Origin of the sequence: Arthrobacter sp. UCD-GKA, from assembly GCF_001863355.1 — a bacterium.
Taxonomy (GTDB): domain Bacteria; phylum Actinomycetota; class Actinomycetes; order Actinomycetales; family Micrococcaceae; genus Paeniglutamicibacter.
Genome location: NZ_MOLR01000004.1, coordinates 253458 through 268772, shown reverse-complemented (window position 1 = coordinate 268772; position 15315 = coordinate 253458). Strand labels below are relative to the sequence as shown.

Annotated in this window: 12 protein-coding genes; 10 read left to right on the top strand and 2 right to left on the bottom strand. The window is 64.8% G+C overall.

What is annotated here, in order from left to right:
- The first annotated feature begins 271 nt into the window (after positions 1-271).
- Positions 272-1279, top strand: a complete 1008-nt coding sequence (locus BLJ79_RS07505) for an NAD(P)-dependent malic enzyme (protein ID WP_071214096.1) — start codon at positions 272-274, stop codon at positions 1277-1279.
- A 103-nt stretch (positions 1280-1382) separates the two neighbouring features.
- On the opposite strand, the gene BLJ79_RS07500 is transcribed toward BLJ79_RS07505, so the two are convergent.
- On the bottom strand, positions 1383-2810 hold the full coding sequence (locus BLJ79_RS07500) for an LLM class flavin-dependent oxidoreductase (RefSeq protein WP_071214095.1): 1428 nt from the start codon (positions 2808-2810) through the stop codon (positions 1383-1385).
- 344 nt (positions 2811-3154) lie between these two features.
- Here BLJ79_RS07500 and BLJ79_RS07495 point away from each other — a divergent pair, with 344 nt between their 5' ends.
- The 9 genes from BLJ79_RS07495 to BLJ79_RS07455 all read left to right on the top strand — a co-directional run bounded on the left by BLJ79_RS07495 (position 3155) and on the right by BLJ79_RS07455 (position 13606).
- A complete protein-coding gene (locus tag BLJ79_RS07495) occupies positions 3155-4897 on the top strand; it encodes an ABC transporter substrate-binding protein (protein ID WP_071214094.1) in 1743 nt (580 codons plus the stop codon).
- Entirely contained in the window at positions 4894-5913 is a 1020-nt protein-coding gene (locus BLJ79_RS07490) for an ABC transporter permease (RefSeq protein WP_071214093.1), read from the top strand. Before BLJ79_RS07495 ends, BLJ79_RS07490 begins: the two co-directional genes overlap by 4 nt.
- On the top strand, positions 5910-6875 hold the full coding sequence (locus BLJ79_RS07485) for an ABC transporter permease (protein WP_071214092.1): 966 nt from the start codon (positions 5910-5912) through the stop codon (positions 6873-6875). The genes BLJ79_RS07490 and BLJ79_RS07485 overlap by 4 nt, the downstream gene beginning before the upstream one ends.
- Positions 6875-8584 (top strand): dipeptide ABC transporter ATP-binding protein, encoded by a 1710-nt coding sequence (locus BLJ79_RS07480; protein ID WP_071214091.1) that lies wholly within the window; start codon positions 6875-6877, stop codon positions 8582-8584. The genes BLJ79_RS07485 and BLJ79_RS07480 overlap by 1 nt, the downstream gene beginning before the upstream one ends.
- Positions 8581-9837, top strand: coding sequence for an acyl-CoA dehydrogenase family protein (locus BLJ79_RS07475; protein WP_071214090.1), 1257 nt, complete (start codon positions 8581-8583; stop codon positions 9835-9837). The genes BLJ79_RS07480 and BLJ79_RS07475 overlap by 4 nt, the downstream gene beginning before the upstream one ends.
- Positions 9834-11231 (top strand): LLM class flavin-dependent oxidoreductase, encoded by a 1398-nt coding sequence (locus tag BLJ79_RS07470; protein ID WP_071214089.1) that lies wholly within the window; start codon positions 9834-9836, stop codon positions 11229-11231. Before BLJ79_RS07475 ends, BLJ79_RS07470 begins: the two co-directional genes overlap by 4 nt.
- Positions 11224-12474 (top strand): acyl-CoA dehydrogenase family protein, encoded by a 1251-nt coding sequence (locus BLJ79_RS07465; protein WP_083411081.1) that lies wholly within the window; start codon positions 11224-11226, stop codon positions 12472-12474. The genes BLJ79_RS07470 and BLJ79_RS07465 overlap by 8 nt, the downstream gene beginning before the upstream one ends.
- A 197-nt stretch (positions 12475-12671) precedes the next feature.
- A complete protein-coding gene (locus BLJ79_RS07460) occupies positions 12672-13145 on the top strand; it encodes a DUF4262 domain-containing protein (protein WP_071214088.1) in 474 nt (157 codons plus the stop codon).
- A 17-nt stretch (positions 13146-13162) separates the two neighbouring features.
- Positions 13163-13606 (top strand): hypothetical protein, encoded by a 444-nt coding sequence (locus BLJ79_RS07455; RefSeq protein WP_071214087.1) that lies wholly within the window; start codon positions 13163-13165, stop codon positions 13604-13606.
- A gap of 111 nt (positions 13607-13717) precedes the next feature.
- On the opposite strand, the gene cycA is transcribed toward BLJ79_RS07455, so the two are convergent.
- Entirely contained in the window at positions 13718-15181 is a 1464-nt protein-coding gene (cycA, locus tag BLJ79_RS07450) for a D-serine/D-alanine/glycine transporter (protein WP_071214086.1), read from the bottom strand.
- Positions 15182-15315 lie beyond the last annotated feature (134 nt).

Genomic DNA, 15315 nt, shown 5'->3' with positions numbered 1-15315 from the left:
TGGGTTCCGCGGAACAGGCGGATATTTCCCCTTGGTTGCGCCCAGCGGTGGCGCAAATACGCCGAAGTACCGTATCCTGATGCCTACGGTCTAAAGAAAGTACTGACCAGTGCGCCGTTGCCGCAGCCATCACCCCCGGCCGGCAGACGCACAGCGAGGCAAGGAACCAGGCAGGCACCACATGGATGTGGTTGCGCCGGTTTCTTCGTTGTCCGCGATCGTTGAATCGCCCCTCGCTCCGATACATTTCAGAACTTTCAAGGAGACTTTCATGTCCATCGATACTTCCCTCGACGCCGCCGCAACCATCACCGAAGCCGATATCTTCGACGCCCACCTCGGCGGCAAGCTCAGCGTCCAGTCCAAGATGCCGCTGACCACCAAGCGCGATCTTTCCATTGCCTACACCCCGGGCGTCGCCCAGGTTTCCCGCGCCATTGCCGCGGACCCGGCCTTGGCCGCGACCCACACCTGGGCCTCGCGCCTGGTCGTGGTGGTTTCCGACGGAACCGCAGTGCTTGGCCTGGGCAACATTGGAGCCGCCGCCTCGCTGCCGGTCATGGAAGGCAAGAGCGCGCTCTTCAAGGAATTCGGCGGCCTGGACTCCATTCCGCTGGTCCTGAACACCACCAACGTCGATGAAATCGTCGAAACCCTGGTGCGCCTGCGCCCCAGCTTCGGCGCTGTCAACCTCGAGGACGTCTCGGCCCCGCGCTGCTTCGAGCTCGAGGCCCGCCTCATCGAGGCACTGGACTGCCCGGTCATGCACGATGACCAGCACGGCACCGCCGTGGTGGTCCTGGCCGCGCTGATCAACGCCGCCACGGTGTTCGCCGCCATCACCAACAGGGACGGACTGATCGGCGGGATCCGAGAGGCCCTCGACGGCGCCGACGTGGTCGTGGGAGTCTCCTCCTCCAAGTTCCTCGAGGAAGACCTGGCCGGCATGAACGATGACGCGATCATCTTCGCCCTGTCCAACCCGGATCCGGAAGTCATGCCGGATGTGGCGCGCAAGTACGCCGCCGTCGTTGCCACGGGCCGCTCGGACTTCCCGAACCAGATCAACAACGTGCTGGCCTTCCCGGGCATCTTCCGCGGCGCCCTGGATGCCGGTGCACGCCGCATCACCTCCGAAATGAAGCTGGCCGCGGCCCACGCCATCGCCGAGCTGGCCGAGGAAGACCTCTCCAGCGAGTTCATCGTTCCCTCGCCGCTTGACCCGCGCGTGATGCCGGCGGTTTCCGCCGCCGTCCAGGCAGCGGTCGTCGCCGAGTAGCGACCCTGCACGCCACGCACCAATAGGGGGCGTTGGGTTGGTTTCCGGGGATATTCCGGAACCCAACCCAACGCCCCCTTCGTGCTGGCACCGCCCGCCGAAATCAGGCGGTCGCGCCGGCCACCTGCACCTCGCCGCCGCGCAGTGCGGCGGCCTCGTCCCAGCTGCCCGGGCCGAAGGTGAAGGCGCCACGGTAGCCGGCTGCCGGATGGCGCTCGTTGAGCAGCGGACCATCGCCGAACAGCTTTTCGCGCAGCGTGCCCGGAGAGTACTCGCTCTGGGCCAGGCCGCGTTCGCGCAGCACCGGAAGGACCTTGTCGGCGAATTCCTCGAAGGATCCCGGAATCACCCAGTTGATGACGTTGATGCCGTCCACGCCCGCTGCCTGCCACTTTTCGATCTCGTCGGCGATCTGCTCGGGGGTTCCCACCACTCGGGTGTTGCGGGCCTGGAGCCAAGCGATGTCGGCAACCACCGGCTCGCGGTCGGTGATGTGCTTGGACACCCACTCGGAGAAGCCCTTGCCCGTGTTGGTGTCGAGGTCAGCGATCGGGGTTTCCGGCGGATAGACGCGGCCGGTCTTGTCCACGATGGCCGAATGGGCAAGGTAGCCATCGACGCTCACGAACCGGTCGTAGTACGCCTCCTTCTCCCTGGCCTCTTCCTCGGTGTCGCCGATGATGAACGAGAGTCCCTGGAAGAACTTGATGTCCTCCGGGTTGCGTCCGTACTCCACGGCCAGCCGGCGGGTGTCATGGATGAGTTCGGCCGCAACGGCCGGCGACGGGGCAATGATGAACGTTGCCTCGGCGTTGCGCGCGGCGAAGGCGCGCCCGGAGATCGAGGACCCGGCCTGGAAGAGCAGCGGCGTGCGCTGCGGGGAGGGCGAGGGCAGGTGCGGGCCCTCGACCCGGTAGCGCTTGGACTCGTGGTAGATCTTGTGGATCTTGGACGGATCCGAAAAGACCCCGCTTTCCTTGTCCTTCTTCAACGCGCCGGCATCCCAGGAACCTTCCCAGAGCTTGTACGCGACATCAACGTATTCGTCGGCCCAGGCGTAGCGCTCGGCGTGGTCGGTCAGCTGCGGCAGGCCGTAGTTGCGTGAGGCGTTGTCGTTGATGCCTGTCACGATGTTCCAGGCGATCCGCCCGTTGGAAATGTGGTCAAGCGTGGAGATCTGCCGGGCGAAGTTGTAGGGATGGTTCTGCACCACGTTCGAGGTGGTCGCCAGGCCGATGTGCTTGGTGCTGACCGCGAGTGCCCCAAGAAGCACCGTGGGATCGTTGGACGGAATCTGCAGGCCTTCGTTCGCATAGACGTCGAAGTCCGCGTCCGAATCCCCGTACAGCCCCGAGACATCGGCAAAGAACATGGCGTCGAACTTGGCCGCCTCGAGCGTCTGGGCCAGATCGATCCAGGTGTTGACGTCGTTGAATTCGGTCTGGCCCGCGTCCGGGCGGCGCCACTGGCCATGGTGGATGTGGCTGGTCGTATTCATGACGAATGCGTTGAAGTGAAGTGGCTTGCCCACGGTGTTGCTCCTTGCAAGTCGGCGGCTGGATCCGTCCTCCCGGGCTCTGGATGCCCCGGGATCGCTGGTGTCCCTTGATGTTTTCAGGCACGGCACCGGGACTGGAGATTACGAAGTGATGGGTCGTCACATGACCTCTTATGACCGCGTAATGACGTTGTGAAGGGCCCGAGGTCGCGTCATGTGACGGCATATTTCGGCCTAAGTACCCATGCAAAGCGTCCGAGACCCGGTGGTGGCGCACGGCAAGCCGGCGCCGGTAGACATGTCTCAGGCAACCCGCCCTACAGGTTCCGATCCCCGGGACCCAGGCCTTACACCCCACAATCAGCAGGAGTACCACCGTGAAAAATCGCCAGCCGGCGTACCAGACAGAGCCAGCCAACGCCCCACGATCCGACGGACGCCCATCGGCCACAACCGCAGGGAACCTCTGCAAGCGGCTGTCGCTGACCGTCGCGGCATTCGGCGCGTTGCTCGCATTGACCGCCTGCGGCGGCGCGGTGCACGCGGATTCCGCACAGGGCCCGAATCGCGCACCGGTCTCCGGCGGAACACTGGTCTACGCAACGGGTGACACCGAACCGGCCTGCCTCGACCCGATTGTCTCAGGCAATGTACCGCAAGCGTTGGTCTCCACCCAGTACCTGGAACCCTTGTTCTTCCAGGACGAGAAGGGCGAAATCGGCCCGTGGCTGGCCAAGAGCTGGAAATGGTCCAAGGACCGGCTGGCCCTGGACATCACGGTTCGCCAGGACGTCCACTTCACCGATGGCCAACAGCTCAATGCCGAAACCATCATCGACAATGTCGCCTACATCAAGAATCCCCAGACGCTGTCCAGCACCGGCATCCTGGCGGTCGAGAAAGTGGCCTCGGTGGAAAAGATCAGCGAGTTCACCGTGCGACTGCACCTCTCCAAACCCGACAACGCGTTGCTTGAGCACTTTGCCCAGGTCTGGGTTCCGATCCAGTCCCAGAAGGCGCTGGCACGCGGGGCCGAGGCAAACTGCCTCTCGCCGGTGGGCACCGGTCCGTTCAAGGTCGAAAGCTGGTCAAAGCAGCAGGAAGTCGTGCTCACCCGCAACGAGGATTACCACACGCCGGCGCCCACGGCCGGGCATGCAGGTCCTGCCTACCTTGAGAAGATCATCTGGCGATTCCTGCCCGACCATGCTGCACGCTTTGCCGCCCTTCAATCCGGGGAGGTCGACGTCATTGATGTGCTGCAGCCACAGAACGCCGTCGCTGCGAAGGCCGACCCGGCGCTCGAGACCTTGATCGGTTCAAGGCCGGGACACGTGGTGAACCTGACGCTGAACACCACGGAGGGGCCCTTCACCGACGTACGTGTGCGTGAGGCATTCGTGCGCTCGGTGGACGTCGACGCGGCCCTGAAATCCATCTTCATGAGCACGGTGCCGCGCTCGAACTCGGTGCTCAGCAGCATCACGAAGTTCAACCGGCAAAGCCCGGATGCCTACTCCACCGACGTGGACAAGGCGAACCGACTTCTGGATGAAGCGGGCTGGACCGTCCGGGACGCGGAGGGCTACCGGACCAAGGACGGCCAACGGCTGTCCACCAGCGTGATCCAAAACGACAGCATTCTCATTCCGGTCTCCGTCCTCGAGCAATTCCAGCACAGTGCCAAGGCCGTCGGTTTCGAGCTGGTCATCAGCCAGGAGGAACCGGCAAGCTTCAACGCCAAGCGGTACGCCTGGGACTATGGGATCTCGCCGCTGTACTACACCAAGAATTCACCTTCGGTGTTGAACATCGTCTACGACTCCGCGCACATCCCCTCGGTCATCAAGGGCGGCTACCACGCAAACAACAACGGCCTGACCGGGCCGGCCGCGGACGCCATCGACCAGGCACTGCGACTTGCGGCGACGACCGGCAGTGAAAAGGAACGCGGGGAGCTCTACGCCGAGGCGCAGCAGCTCATCGACAAGCAGTACCTCTCCCTGCCGATCTTCGACCAGCAGACGCGGCTCGGCTTCCGCTCCGACGTTGAAGGAGTCAAGCTTCTTTCCCCGTTGGGCATGCCCACCTTCTACGACACCTGGTTGGACCGATCATGAGCCTCGATACAGATAACCCGACCCCCGCCCATTCAATTGCAGCGACTGCCACCCAGAGCACCGAGGCGCGGGCTCGGCTTAAATCGGTCCTTCGACTGACGGGATTTCGCATTCTCGGTGCCGCAGGAGTCCTCTGGGCCGTGGCCACGCTCGCATTTTTCGCCATGCGACTGGTCCCGGGGGATCCCGTGGACGCATTGCTGGGGGGACCAGGCAACAACGCCACCGAGGAAGTGCGCCAAGCAACCCGGGAACTCAACGGACTGGACCGGCCGCTCTTGGTCCAATACGGCGCCTATCTCGGAAAACTCGTGACAGGTGACCTGGGGGATTCATATCAGTTGCGCGAACCCGTGGCCCAGGTCCTGGGCGAACAACTGGGCAACACCCTGGTGCTTGCAGTCCTGTCCCTGGCCACCGCCTGGGTTCTGGCCTTGGCCCTCGCGCTTTGGTCGGCCCGCGGCGGCAAGGTCGCCACGTTGGTGGGAAACCTGCTCGAAGTCGTCTCGGCAGCGGTACCGCACTTCTGGCTCGGCAGCCTGCTCATCCTGGTGTTCAGCGTCAGCCTGCAATGGCTTCCAGCCACCAGCGGGGCACCCGGGGTTGAAGGACTGGTCCTTCCCGTTCTCACCTTGGCCATTCCGCTGGCAGGGTTCCTGGGCCAGGTCATGCGTGAATCGATGCTCACCGCCATGAACTCGCCGTTTGCGATTTCCTCCAGGGCGCGTGGTGAATCCGAGGTGTCGCTGAGCCTGCGCCACGCGCTGCGACATGCCGCGCTTCCCGGGATCGGCCTGTCCGGCTGGGCCATGGGTTCGCTGATCAGCGGTGCCGTCGTTGTTGAAACCGTCTTTGCCCGCCCCGGCATCGGACGCACTCTGCTGCAATCGGTGCTGGTCAGGGACGTCCCGGTGGTGCTCGGAGTGGTGGTGCTGGTTGCTGCCGTCTACATCCTCGTTACCCTGCTCAGCGACTTGGCCGAACGCTGGGCCGACCCCAGGTTGCGTGCCGCATGAGCGCGCCAACCCACCTGCCCAAGACCACCGCCGACCCGGAGGAAGCCATGACCCACAGCATTCAAACCCCAGTGCTGGATCGTTCGCCGGACCGGCGAGGACCTGCCGAGCCCCAGCCTCGGACGCACACCCCGTTCATATCCCAAGCCAGGGAACTGTTCATCGGACTTGGCCCGGGCATCATCGTCCCCTTGGTGCTGATGCTGGGTCTCGTTGCCGCCGCGGCGATCCCGGCCGCGTTGGCCCCCAGCGGACCGCTGGACATGAACCCAGCCGAGGCATTCACCGCACCGGGCACCGCCCACTGGTTCGGCACCGACGAATCCGGACGCGACGTCTTCTCCCGCGTAATCCACGGTGCACGGAGCTCGCTGCTGATCGGCGTGCTGGCCACTGTCATCGGCCTGGGCACTGCGGTGGTGCTCGGTGCCCTCGCGGGGCTCGGCACCCGTGCGGTGGACTTTGGTGTCTCCCGCTTTCTTGAGGTCCTCTTCGCATTCCCGGGCCTGTTGCTGGCCCTGCTGGTCATCACCATCCTGGGACCCGGCGTCGTGACCACCACCATCGCCGTCGGGCTCTCCGCGGCACCCGGCTACGCCCGGATGATCCGCTCGCAAGTGCTCTCGGTGCGGCGCTCCGGCTACGTGGAAGCCTCGATCGTCCAGGGGAAATCCCGTGCCTTCATCGTTCGCCACCACATCCTGCCCAATGTTGCCGCGCCGCTGTTCGTGCTGGCCACCCTCGGGGTCGGCCAAGCCATCGTGTGGGCGTCCTCGCTGAGCTTCCTTGGACTGGGGGCAACCCCGCCGGATCCCGAATGGGGATCGATGCTCTCCCTTGGCCGGCTTTACATCGGCAACGCCTGGTGGCTGACGTTCTTCCCCGGCCTGTTCATCGTGCTCAGCGCCGCCACCACCACGCTGCTGGGCCACGGCATCCAACGCAAGCTCAAGGACAAGTAATGTCATCATCAACCTCCACGCCTGCCGACGGCAGCGAACCCGTCATCAAGGTCAGCGACCTGAGGATCGCCTTCGGATCCAAGGCCCAGGCAACCCCCACGGTCCACGGAATCGATTTCGAGATCCATGCCGGCGAATGCCTGGCCATCGTTGGCGAATCCGGATCCGGAAAATCGGTGACAGCCCGTACCCTGATCGGGTTGACCGGTGCCAACGCCGTCATCCAGGCGCAGACCCTGCAGCTGCAGGGCAAGGACCTGCGCCGCAACTCCGACCGCGCCTGGCGCAAGGTCCGCGGCGCGGGCATCGGCTACGTGCTGCAGGACGCGCTGGTCTCCCTTGACCCGTTGCGGCCCATCGGCCGCGAGATCGCCGACTCGCTGCGCATCCACACCAACCTTTCCCCTGCTGCACGCACCGCTAAGGTGCTGGGGCTGCTCGAGGCGGTCGGCATCCCGGACCCCGAACAACGCATCAACCAGCGCTCCGGGGAGCTGTCCGGCGGACTGCGGCAACGCGCGCTCATCGCGGCCGCGATCGCGCTGGACCCGGCACTGCTGATTGCCGATGAACCGACCACGGCCTTGGACGCCACGGTCCAGCAGCAGATCCTTGACCTGCTGGCCGAACGCAAGGCCGCCGGGACCTCGTTGCTGCTGATCAGCCACGACCTGGCGGTGGTGGGGCAGCTGGCGGACCGCATTGCGGTGATGCGCCGAGGCGAAATCGTCGAGACCGGGCCGACGGCCCAGGTGCTGGGGAACCCGCAGCATGAGTACACCCAGCGGTTGCTGCGCGCCGTGCCCACCGACAAGCCGCGCGGCACCAGGCTTGCGCCCGCCGGGGCCGGGATCTCGGTGCGCCAGCACGCGTTGATCGGTGCCGGCCGCGCGGCCGATACCACCAGGGACCACACGGGTCCGGTCCTGGTGGCCGAGTCCCTGCGCAAGACCTACCGAAACCCCGACGGTACGCCGCGTGTTGCCGTCCACGACGTCTCCTTCGCGCTGACCCGCGGCCAGACATTGGGGATCGTGGGGGAATCCGGTTCGGGCAAGAGCACCGTCGCCCGCATGGCCCTGGGTCTGACGATTCCCGACGCCGGGGAAGTGCGGCTGCTGGGCAACCCATGGAGCACCCTGCCCGAGAAGCAGCGCCGCCCGCAGCGCAAGCACATCACCTCCATCTACCAGGACCCGCTGGGATCCTTCGACCCGCAATGGGATGTGGCCCGGATCCTCTCCGATGCCCTGCCCGATTCCGGATCCCTTGCCCGGTCCGAGCGCCGCGACGAGGTCATCCGCCTGCTGGAAACCGTGGGGCTTGACGCCTCCGTGGAATCCAGGCTGCCGCTTCGCCTCTCCGGCGGCCAACGCCAACGCATCGCCATTGCCCGAGCCCTGGCCCCGGGTCCCGACGTGATCATCTGCGACGAACCGGTTTCGGCACTGGATGTCTCCATCCAGGCCCAGGTGCTGGACCTGCTTGACGAACTGCAGCGCGAATTCAAGCTCAGCTACCTGTTCATCTCCCACGACCTGGGTGTGGTGCAGCACGTCAGCGACGAAATCGTCGTGATGGAGGCCGGCCGGGTCGTGGAAGCCGGACGGACCTCGGAGGTCTTTGCCAACCCGGCCGAGGAATACACCAAAAAACTACTTGCCGCCGCCCCGCGGCTGAACACCACCCTGACCGGAGGAATAGCATGACCATCAGCCTTGAACGCACAGCCATCGCCCAACAGAACGCCGCACAACCGCCGGAGACCAAGGCCCTGCTGGAGCGCTTCGCCCCGGTATTCGAGGCCATCGCCGCCACGACCATCGCGTCCGAGGCCACCCGCACCCTGGCCCACGAAGCCGTCGACCTGCTCAAGGGCTCGGGTTTCACTGCCCTCAGGGTCCCGGTGGAATTCGGCGGGGCCGGAGCCACCCTGGGCCAGTCGCTGCGGCTGCTGCGCGAACTCGGGGCGGCCGACTCCAACCTGGTCCAGGCGCTGCGCGCACACTTCACCACCGTGGAAACCCTGGTCTCCGGCACCGACTCCGCGGCACGGGAACGCTGGTTGCCGCGCGTGGTGGCCGGGGAGGTGTTCGGCAACGCCACCACCGAGAAGGGCAACAAACCGGGAACCAATTCCACGCTCATCACCCGGGACGCCGGACGAACGCTGCTTAACGGCACCAAGTACTACAGCACCGGCAGCCTGTATGCCGACTGGATCAAGGTCAGCGCAGACACCGCAGACGGGCAATCCGTGCGCGTGAGCGTGCACCGCAACGACCCCGGCGTGGAACTGGTCGACGACTGGGACGGATTCGGCCAGCGGCTGACCGCCTCGGGCACCACTCGGTTCACTAATGTCGAGGTTTCCCCAGAAAACATCGATGCCTCCGGAGGCGTCGAAGGCGTCGGATTCGGCGCCGCCTACGTCCAGGGCATCCTGCTGGTGGCCCTGGGTGGAATCGCCTCGGCCGTGCGGCGCGATGCCATCGACTATGTCCGCGGGCGGGAGCGCACCTTTTCCCACGGCGTGGGGGATTCCCCGCAGCGCGACCCGCTAGTCCAGGAAGTCGTCGGACGAATCAGCTCCACGGTGTTTGCCATCGAATCCGTGCTGGAAACCGTGGGCTCGCGCATCCAGGACGCCGCCGCCTTGTCGGCCGCCGGGGAACTTGATGCGGCTGGAACCGCCGAACTGGACACAGTACTTTCCGAGGCGCAGATCTTCGTCGTCGAGCAGACCCTGGACGTGGCCAACCGGCTCTTCGAGGTCGGGGGAGCCTCGGCGGCCTCCGAAACCCGGGGCCTTGACCGCCACTGGCGCAACGCCCGGGTGCTGGGCCAGCACAACCCGGTGATCTACCGGGCCCGCGCCGTCGGACAGCAACGCCTGACCGGGGACCATCTCACCACACCCATCTATGTCGGAGCCACCACCCCCGACGGAGATGCAGCATGAGCAAGCCCCTGCTTTTCAACGCCTTCCTGATGAACACCGCCAGCCACATCCACCACGGGCAGTGGCGGCACCCCGAGGCCCGGCAGCACGAATTCAACGACGTCAACCTGTGGATCGAGCTGGCCAAGACCCTGGAGGAGGGCCTGTTCGACGCGATGTTCTTCGCGGATGTCACGGGGCTCTACGGCCCGGCCGACGGCCAATACGCGGACAACGTGCACGAGGGCCTGCAGATCCCGTCCAACGACCCCGCGGTGCTGCTTGGTGCCTTGGCCGTGGCCACCAAGGACATCGGGCTGGCCTACACCTCCAACATCATGCAGAACCACCCTTTCAACTTCGCCCGCCAGGTCTCCACCCTCGACCACATCTCGAAGGGACGCATCGCGTGGAACATCGTGACCAGCACCCAGGAAAATGCGGCCCGCAACTTCGGCTACGACGCACTGGTGGAGCACGACGCCCGCTACGACTGGGCCGATGAATACCTGGATGTCGCCTACAAGCTCTGGGAAGGATCCTGGGACGAGGGGGCGCTGCTGGTGGACAAGGCCGGCGGACGCTACTCGGATCCGTCCAAGATCCACAAGATCAACCACGTCGGTGCCCGCTACAAGGTGGAGGGACCGCACCTGCCGTCTCCGTCGCCGCAGCGCACCCCGCTGCTCTTCCAGGCCGGAGGTTCCCCGCGCGGCATCCGCTTCGCCGCCAAGCATGCCGAGGCGGTGTTCATCGGCCCGCCGGACCCGGCCGGGGCCAAGATCCACACCGACAACGCCCGGGCCGAAGTGGTCCGTGCCGGGCGCCGGGCAGAGGACCTCAAGTTCTTCCAGGGCATCAGCTTCATTGTCGGCTCGACCCATGCGGAAGTCGCAGCCAAGCGGGAGGAGCTCGAGCGACACACCTCGGTGGTGGGCTACCTGACCCATTCCTCGCTGGGGATCCTGCCCGACGGCTCCCGACTGCCCCAGGACACCGAGCTGCGCGACATCCCCAACAACGGGGGACAGGGATTCGTCGATTGGCTGCGCGCCGCGACACCCGACCGTGAACCCACGCTCGCCGACCTGGCCAAGAACCGCATCGAACGCAGTGTCGTGGCGGGGACCCCCGACGAAATCGCCGACCAGCTCTCGACCTGGCAGCAGGCGGGAATTGACGGCATCAACGTCATCAACTGGCGTCTGCCCGACACCTACCTGGAATTCAACGAACGCATCCTTCCCACGCTCCAGACCCGTGGGCTGGCGAAGACCGCCTACGAACCGGGCACGCTGCGAAACAAGATCTTTGGACGGGACAGGTTGCCCAAGAACCATCCGGGAGCCGCATACCGGGGTGCTTTCGGTCCTAACCGGTTAGGTGGAAAGGAACCGGTGCTCGCACATGGCTGACACCCAGTTGATAGCAAACCCCATTTCTGTCCAGGCGGAAACAGCCGAGTTGGTGGGCATCTTCGGGCCGATATTTGAGCGCATCGCGGCCGGTGCCATCGAACGCGAACGGGAGCGCCGTTTACCCTTTGCGGAGATTCGTGATCTTTTGGCCGCTGGCTTCGGGAGGCTGCGGGTGCCACGAGAGCACGGCGGATTCGGCGCGAGCCACCAACAGTTCTTCTCCTTGCTGGTGGACCTCGGTGCTGCCGATTCCAACATAGTGCAGGCCCTGCGCGGCCATATCGGGTTCGTCGAATTCACCAGGAGCCATCGCAATCACGAGTTCCGTCGCACCTGGTTTACGCGGATCACGGAGGGTGAGCTGGTGGGCAACGCGGAGAGCGAGCGCACCGGCGTCTTCGCCCAGCAGGCCACGGAAGTAACCGAGCGTGACGGGCAGCTCCTGCTCAACGGCACGAAGTACTACACCACGGGATCGATATTCGCGGATTGGATCCTGGTGAGTGCGGTGCACCGTGACGGAGACCAAGAAACCCCCGTCACGGTGCAGGTGCCAACGTCGCACTCCGGGGTGAATACCATCGACGACTGGGACGGTTTCGGTCAACGACTGACCGGATCCGGAACCACCGTCTTTACTGATGTCGCCGTGGATCCGGCAAACCTGACCCCGCGGAATGCCGCAGCACCACATGGATCCGTTCTGCACGCCACCTACCAGCTGGTTCATTTGGCAGCACTGGCCGGCATTGCCGCCGCGGCACTGGGCGAAGTGACGGACTTTGTTCGCGGCAGAAGCCGCAACCTGTTCAACCCGGCGGTTCCGGCCCGTCAGGACCCGGTGGCGTTGCAGGTGCTCGGGGAATGCTTTGGGACTGTGGCCTCGGTGCGTTCTACGGTGCTTGGAGCGGCCGCGAGCCTCGACGGCGCCAGCACTGCGATGGATGTAGGGTTCGAGGCCCGGGATCTGCTGGCCGCAGCCGACGCCCACGTCTTCGGTGTCCAAGGCACTGTCATAGACGCGGTGCTCGGCTGCACAGGGAAATTGTTTGAGGTCGGAGGGGCTTCGGCCACGGCATCTGGCCGGGCCCTGGACAGGCATTGGCGCAATGCCCGCACCGTTTCCTCCCACAACCCGGCAAAGTACCGCCAACAAGCCGTGGGCGACTACGTGGCCAATGGAGCGGCGCCGGGTGAACTGATTGAACGCCTGCTCTCGGCTGTTCCGGTAGCTGAATAGCCGCAGACCCGCAATAAAATCCAACCGTGCTTCACACGGGGCGGCTTCAAGGACCCACGGGCGGGGACCTTGGAGCCGCCGTTCTCGTGGGCGCAGGAAGTTATCCACAATTTTCAAAAAGCGCCCCACCGCATCGGGGAACGGCGAACACTGGGTGGTGTCAACGAAAGATCCTAGTGGACCAAGGAGCAGGAACCATGTGCCTCCAGTGCGATGGGTGGTCGGCCGCGGAAGTCGAACGCCACATCAACAACCTGATCGAACAGCACGGCTGGGCCTTCCACTACGTGGAGGACCCGAACCCGCGTCGGTGCTTCGGCTACACCATGGGGCTGACCAGGCTTGGCGAACCGGAGTTCCTGGTCCGCGGGCTGGACATGGCCGACACCAACACCATGTTCACCGGCTTCGTCTCATCGGTGATCGACCGCCACGAACACTTCGACAACGGGCACACCTCAAACTGGGTGGACGGGAGGCTGCTGTATTTCTCCACCATGCACGGGGCCACCAAGTACGCCCTGGGCGCCTACGCCCGGTACGGGCACGCCACCCGGGTGCTGGAAATCCATTTCATGGACCCCGAGGTGCCGCCGGCCACCCCGGCGCTCCTCTTCAAACCCGTTTCCAAGCCGGCCGGGTACGGCCCGGTCGCGGCCCGAAAACGCTAGGAACAGGAGGCCTGAAGATGTTGTTTGGACCAGCGGTGGATCCGGAGGACGTGGCGTTCCTGCAACCGATTCGCGACTTGATTCGCCGGGAAGGCTACGGCAGGGTCATCGACGCGGACTCCGAACTCCGGCAACACGTTTGCTACACGGTCGGACTGACGGAGAAGGGGTTGCCTGAGCTGATTGCCGGGATGGAGGACTTCACCGAGTTTCCCGAAGGGACCCCGGGCTTGATGCACCACTTGGCTGGAATGTTGCTGCACCGGGGCGGGGGCTATGGGGAAGGCGACGTTTTCGAATTCCACGGGCAGTGGGTCCGCTTGATCCCCGAATCCCTCTACAAGGCGCAGTGCGACGTGGCGCTTGACCTCTACGGCCCAAACTTTGCCTTGCTGCAGGTCGCCCCCTGTGACCCCAACCCGACCGAGCGCAAAAGCACCCAGCCGATCTGCCTCAACTGAAGGTCCGGGCCAGGGGGTAGTCGTCCACGTGCGGCTCACGCACCAGGCGGCGGATCGGTTCTCCCGCAACACGGGAAATCCCAGCCGCCGCCCAAGGCGTGCGCCCCGAAGTCAGGCCCGCAGGCGGGCCCGGCGTTCGGCATGCTCGGCCACGACCTTGGCGTTGTGTTCTGCGCGGATGGCCATGTGCTGCGGGTTCCGGCGCACGACCATGTAGCCGATGCCCAGGGCAACGAACCAGACCGGGGTGAACAGCAGGGCCGCAAGGGTGTCGGGCTGGGTGGTCAGTGCCCAGATGATGAAGGCAAAGAAGGCCAGCACCACGTAGGTCATGTACGAGCCTCCAGGCATCTTGAACTTGCTTTCCTCATGCAGATGCGGGCGGCGACGACGGTAGACGATGTAGCTGACCAGGATGATGGTCCACACGAACATGAAGCAGAGTGCCGAGATCGTGGTGACCAGGGTAAAGGCCTCGGCCACGGAACCCTCGGCGTAGAGCAGGGCCACGCCGGCGAGCAGGAACATGCAGGAGAAGATCAGCGCGTTCTTCGGGACCTTGCGGCTCGAGAGCCTGCCGAACGCCTTGGGCGCGTCTCCCTCGCGGGCCAGCCCGTAGACCATGCGAGAGGTGGAATAGATCCCGGAGTTGGCACTGGAAGTGGCGGAGGTCAGCACCACGAAGTTGATCACGCCGGCGGCACCAACCAGACCGGCGAGGGCGAACATGCCCACGAAAGGCGATTCGTCCGCGGAGTAGCTGGTCCAGGGGCGCACCGACATCAGGATGATCAGCGCACCGACGTAGAAGAGCAGCACACGGATCGGGATGGAGTTGATCGCCCGGGGCAGGTTCTTTTCCGGGTCCTTGGTCTCGGCCGCCGCAGTGCCGACCAGCTCGATGCCGACGAAGGCGAACACGGCGATCTGGAAGCCCGCCACGAAGCCCATGAAGCCTGTGGGGAACATGCCTCCGTGGGACCACAGGTTGGTGAAGGACGCGCGTGCGCCGTCGGATTCGAAGCTCACGATGATCATGACCAGACCGACGACGATCAGGGCCAGGATGGCAACGATCTTGATGAGGGCAAACCAGAACTCGGTCTCGCCGAAGGCGCGGACCGTGGGCAGGTTCAGGGCCAGCAACACCAGGATGCAGGTGACGGCCGGGATCCACAGCGCCAGGTTGGGCCACCAGAAGGCGACGTAGTGGGCGATGGCGACGACGTCGGCGATGCCGGTGACGACCCAGCAGAACCAGTAGGTCCAGCCGGTGAAGAAGGCGGCCCAGGGGCCCAGGATGTCCCCGGCGAAGTCGCCGAAGTTCTTGTACTTCAGGTTGCTCAGCAGCAGCTCGCCCATGGCACGCATGACGAAGAACAGCATGAATCCGATGATCATGTAGACGAAAATGACCGAAGGCCCCGCCGCCGAGATGGTCTTTCCCGAGCCCATGAACAGGCCGGTGCCGATGGCGCCGCCGATGGCCATGAGCTGGATGTGGCGATTGGAAAGGGCCCGTTCCAGTGGCGGATTCCCGCCACTTTGGGTCGCATCAAGGGTTTTTTCTGTCATGGGGCGTGCTTCCTTGTGGAGATATGTGCGTAGTTGCACGTGACGGCCGATACAGTGCCGAAAAAACGATACGCCTATTTGACGCTGTTCGTGAAACATTCTCGACGCGTACGGGCATCAATCAGGGGTTTGAC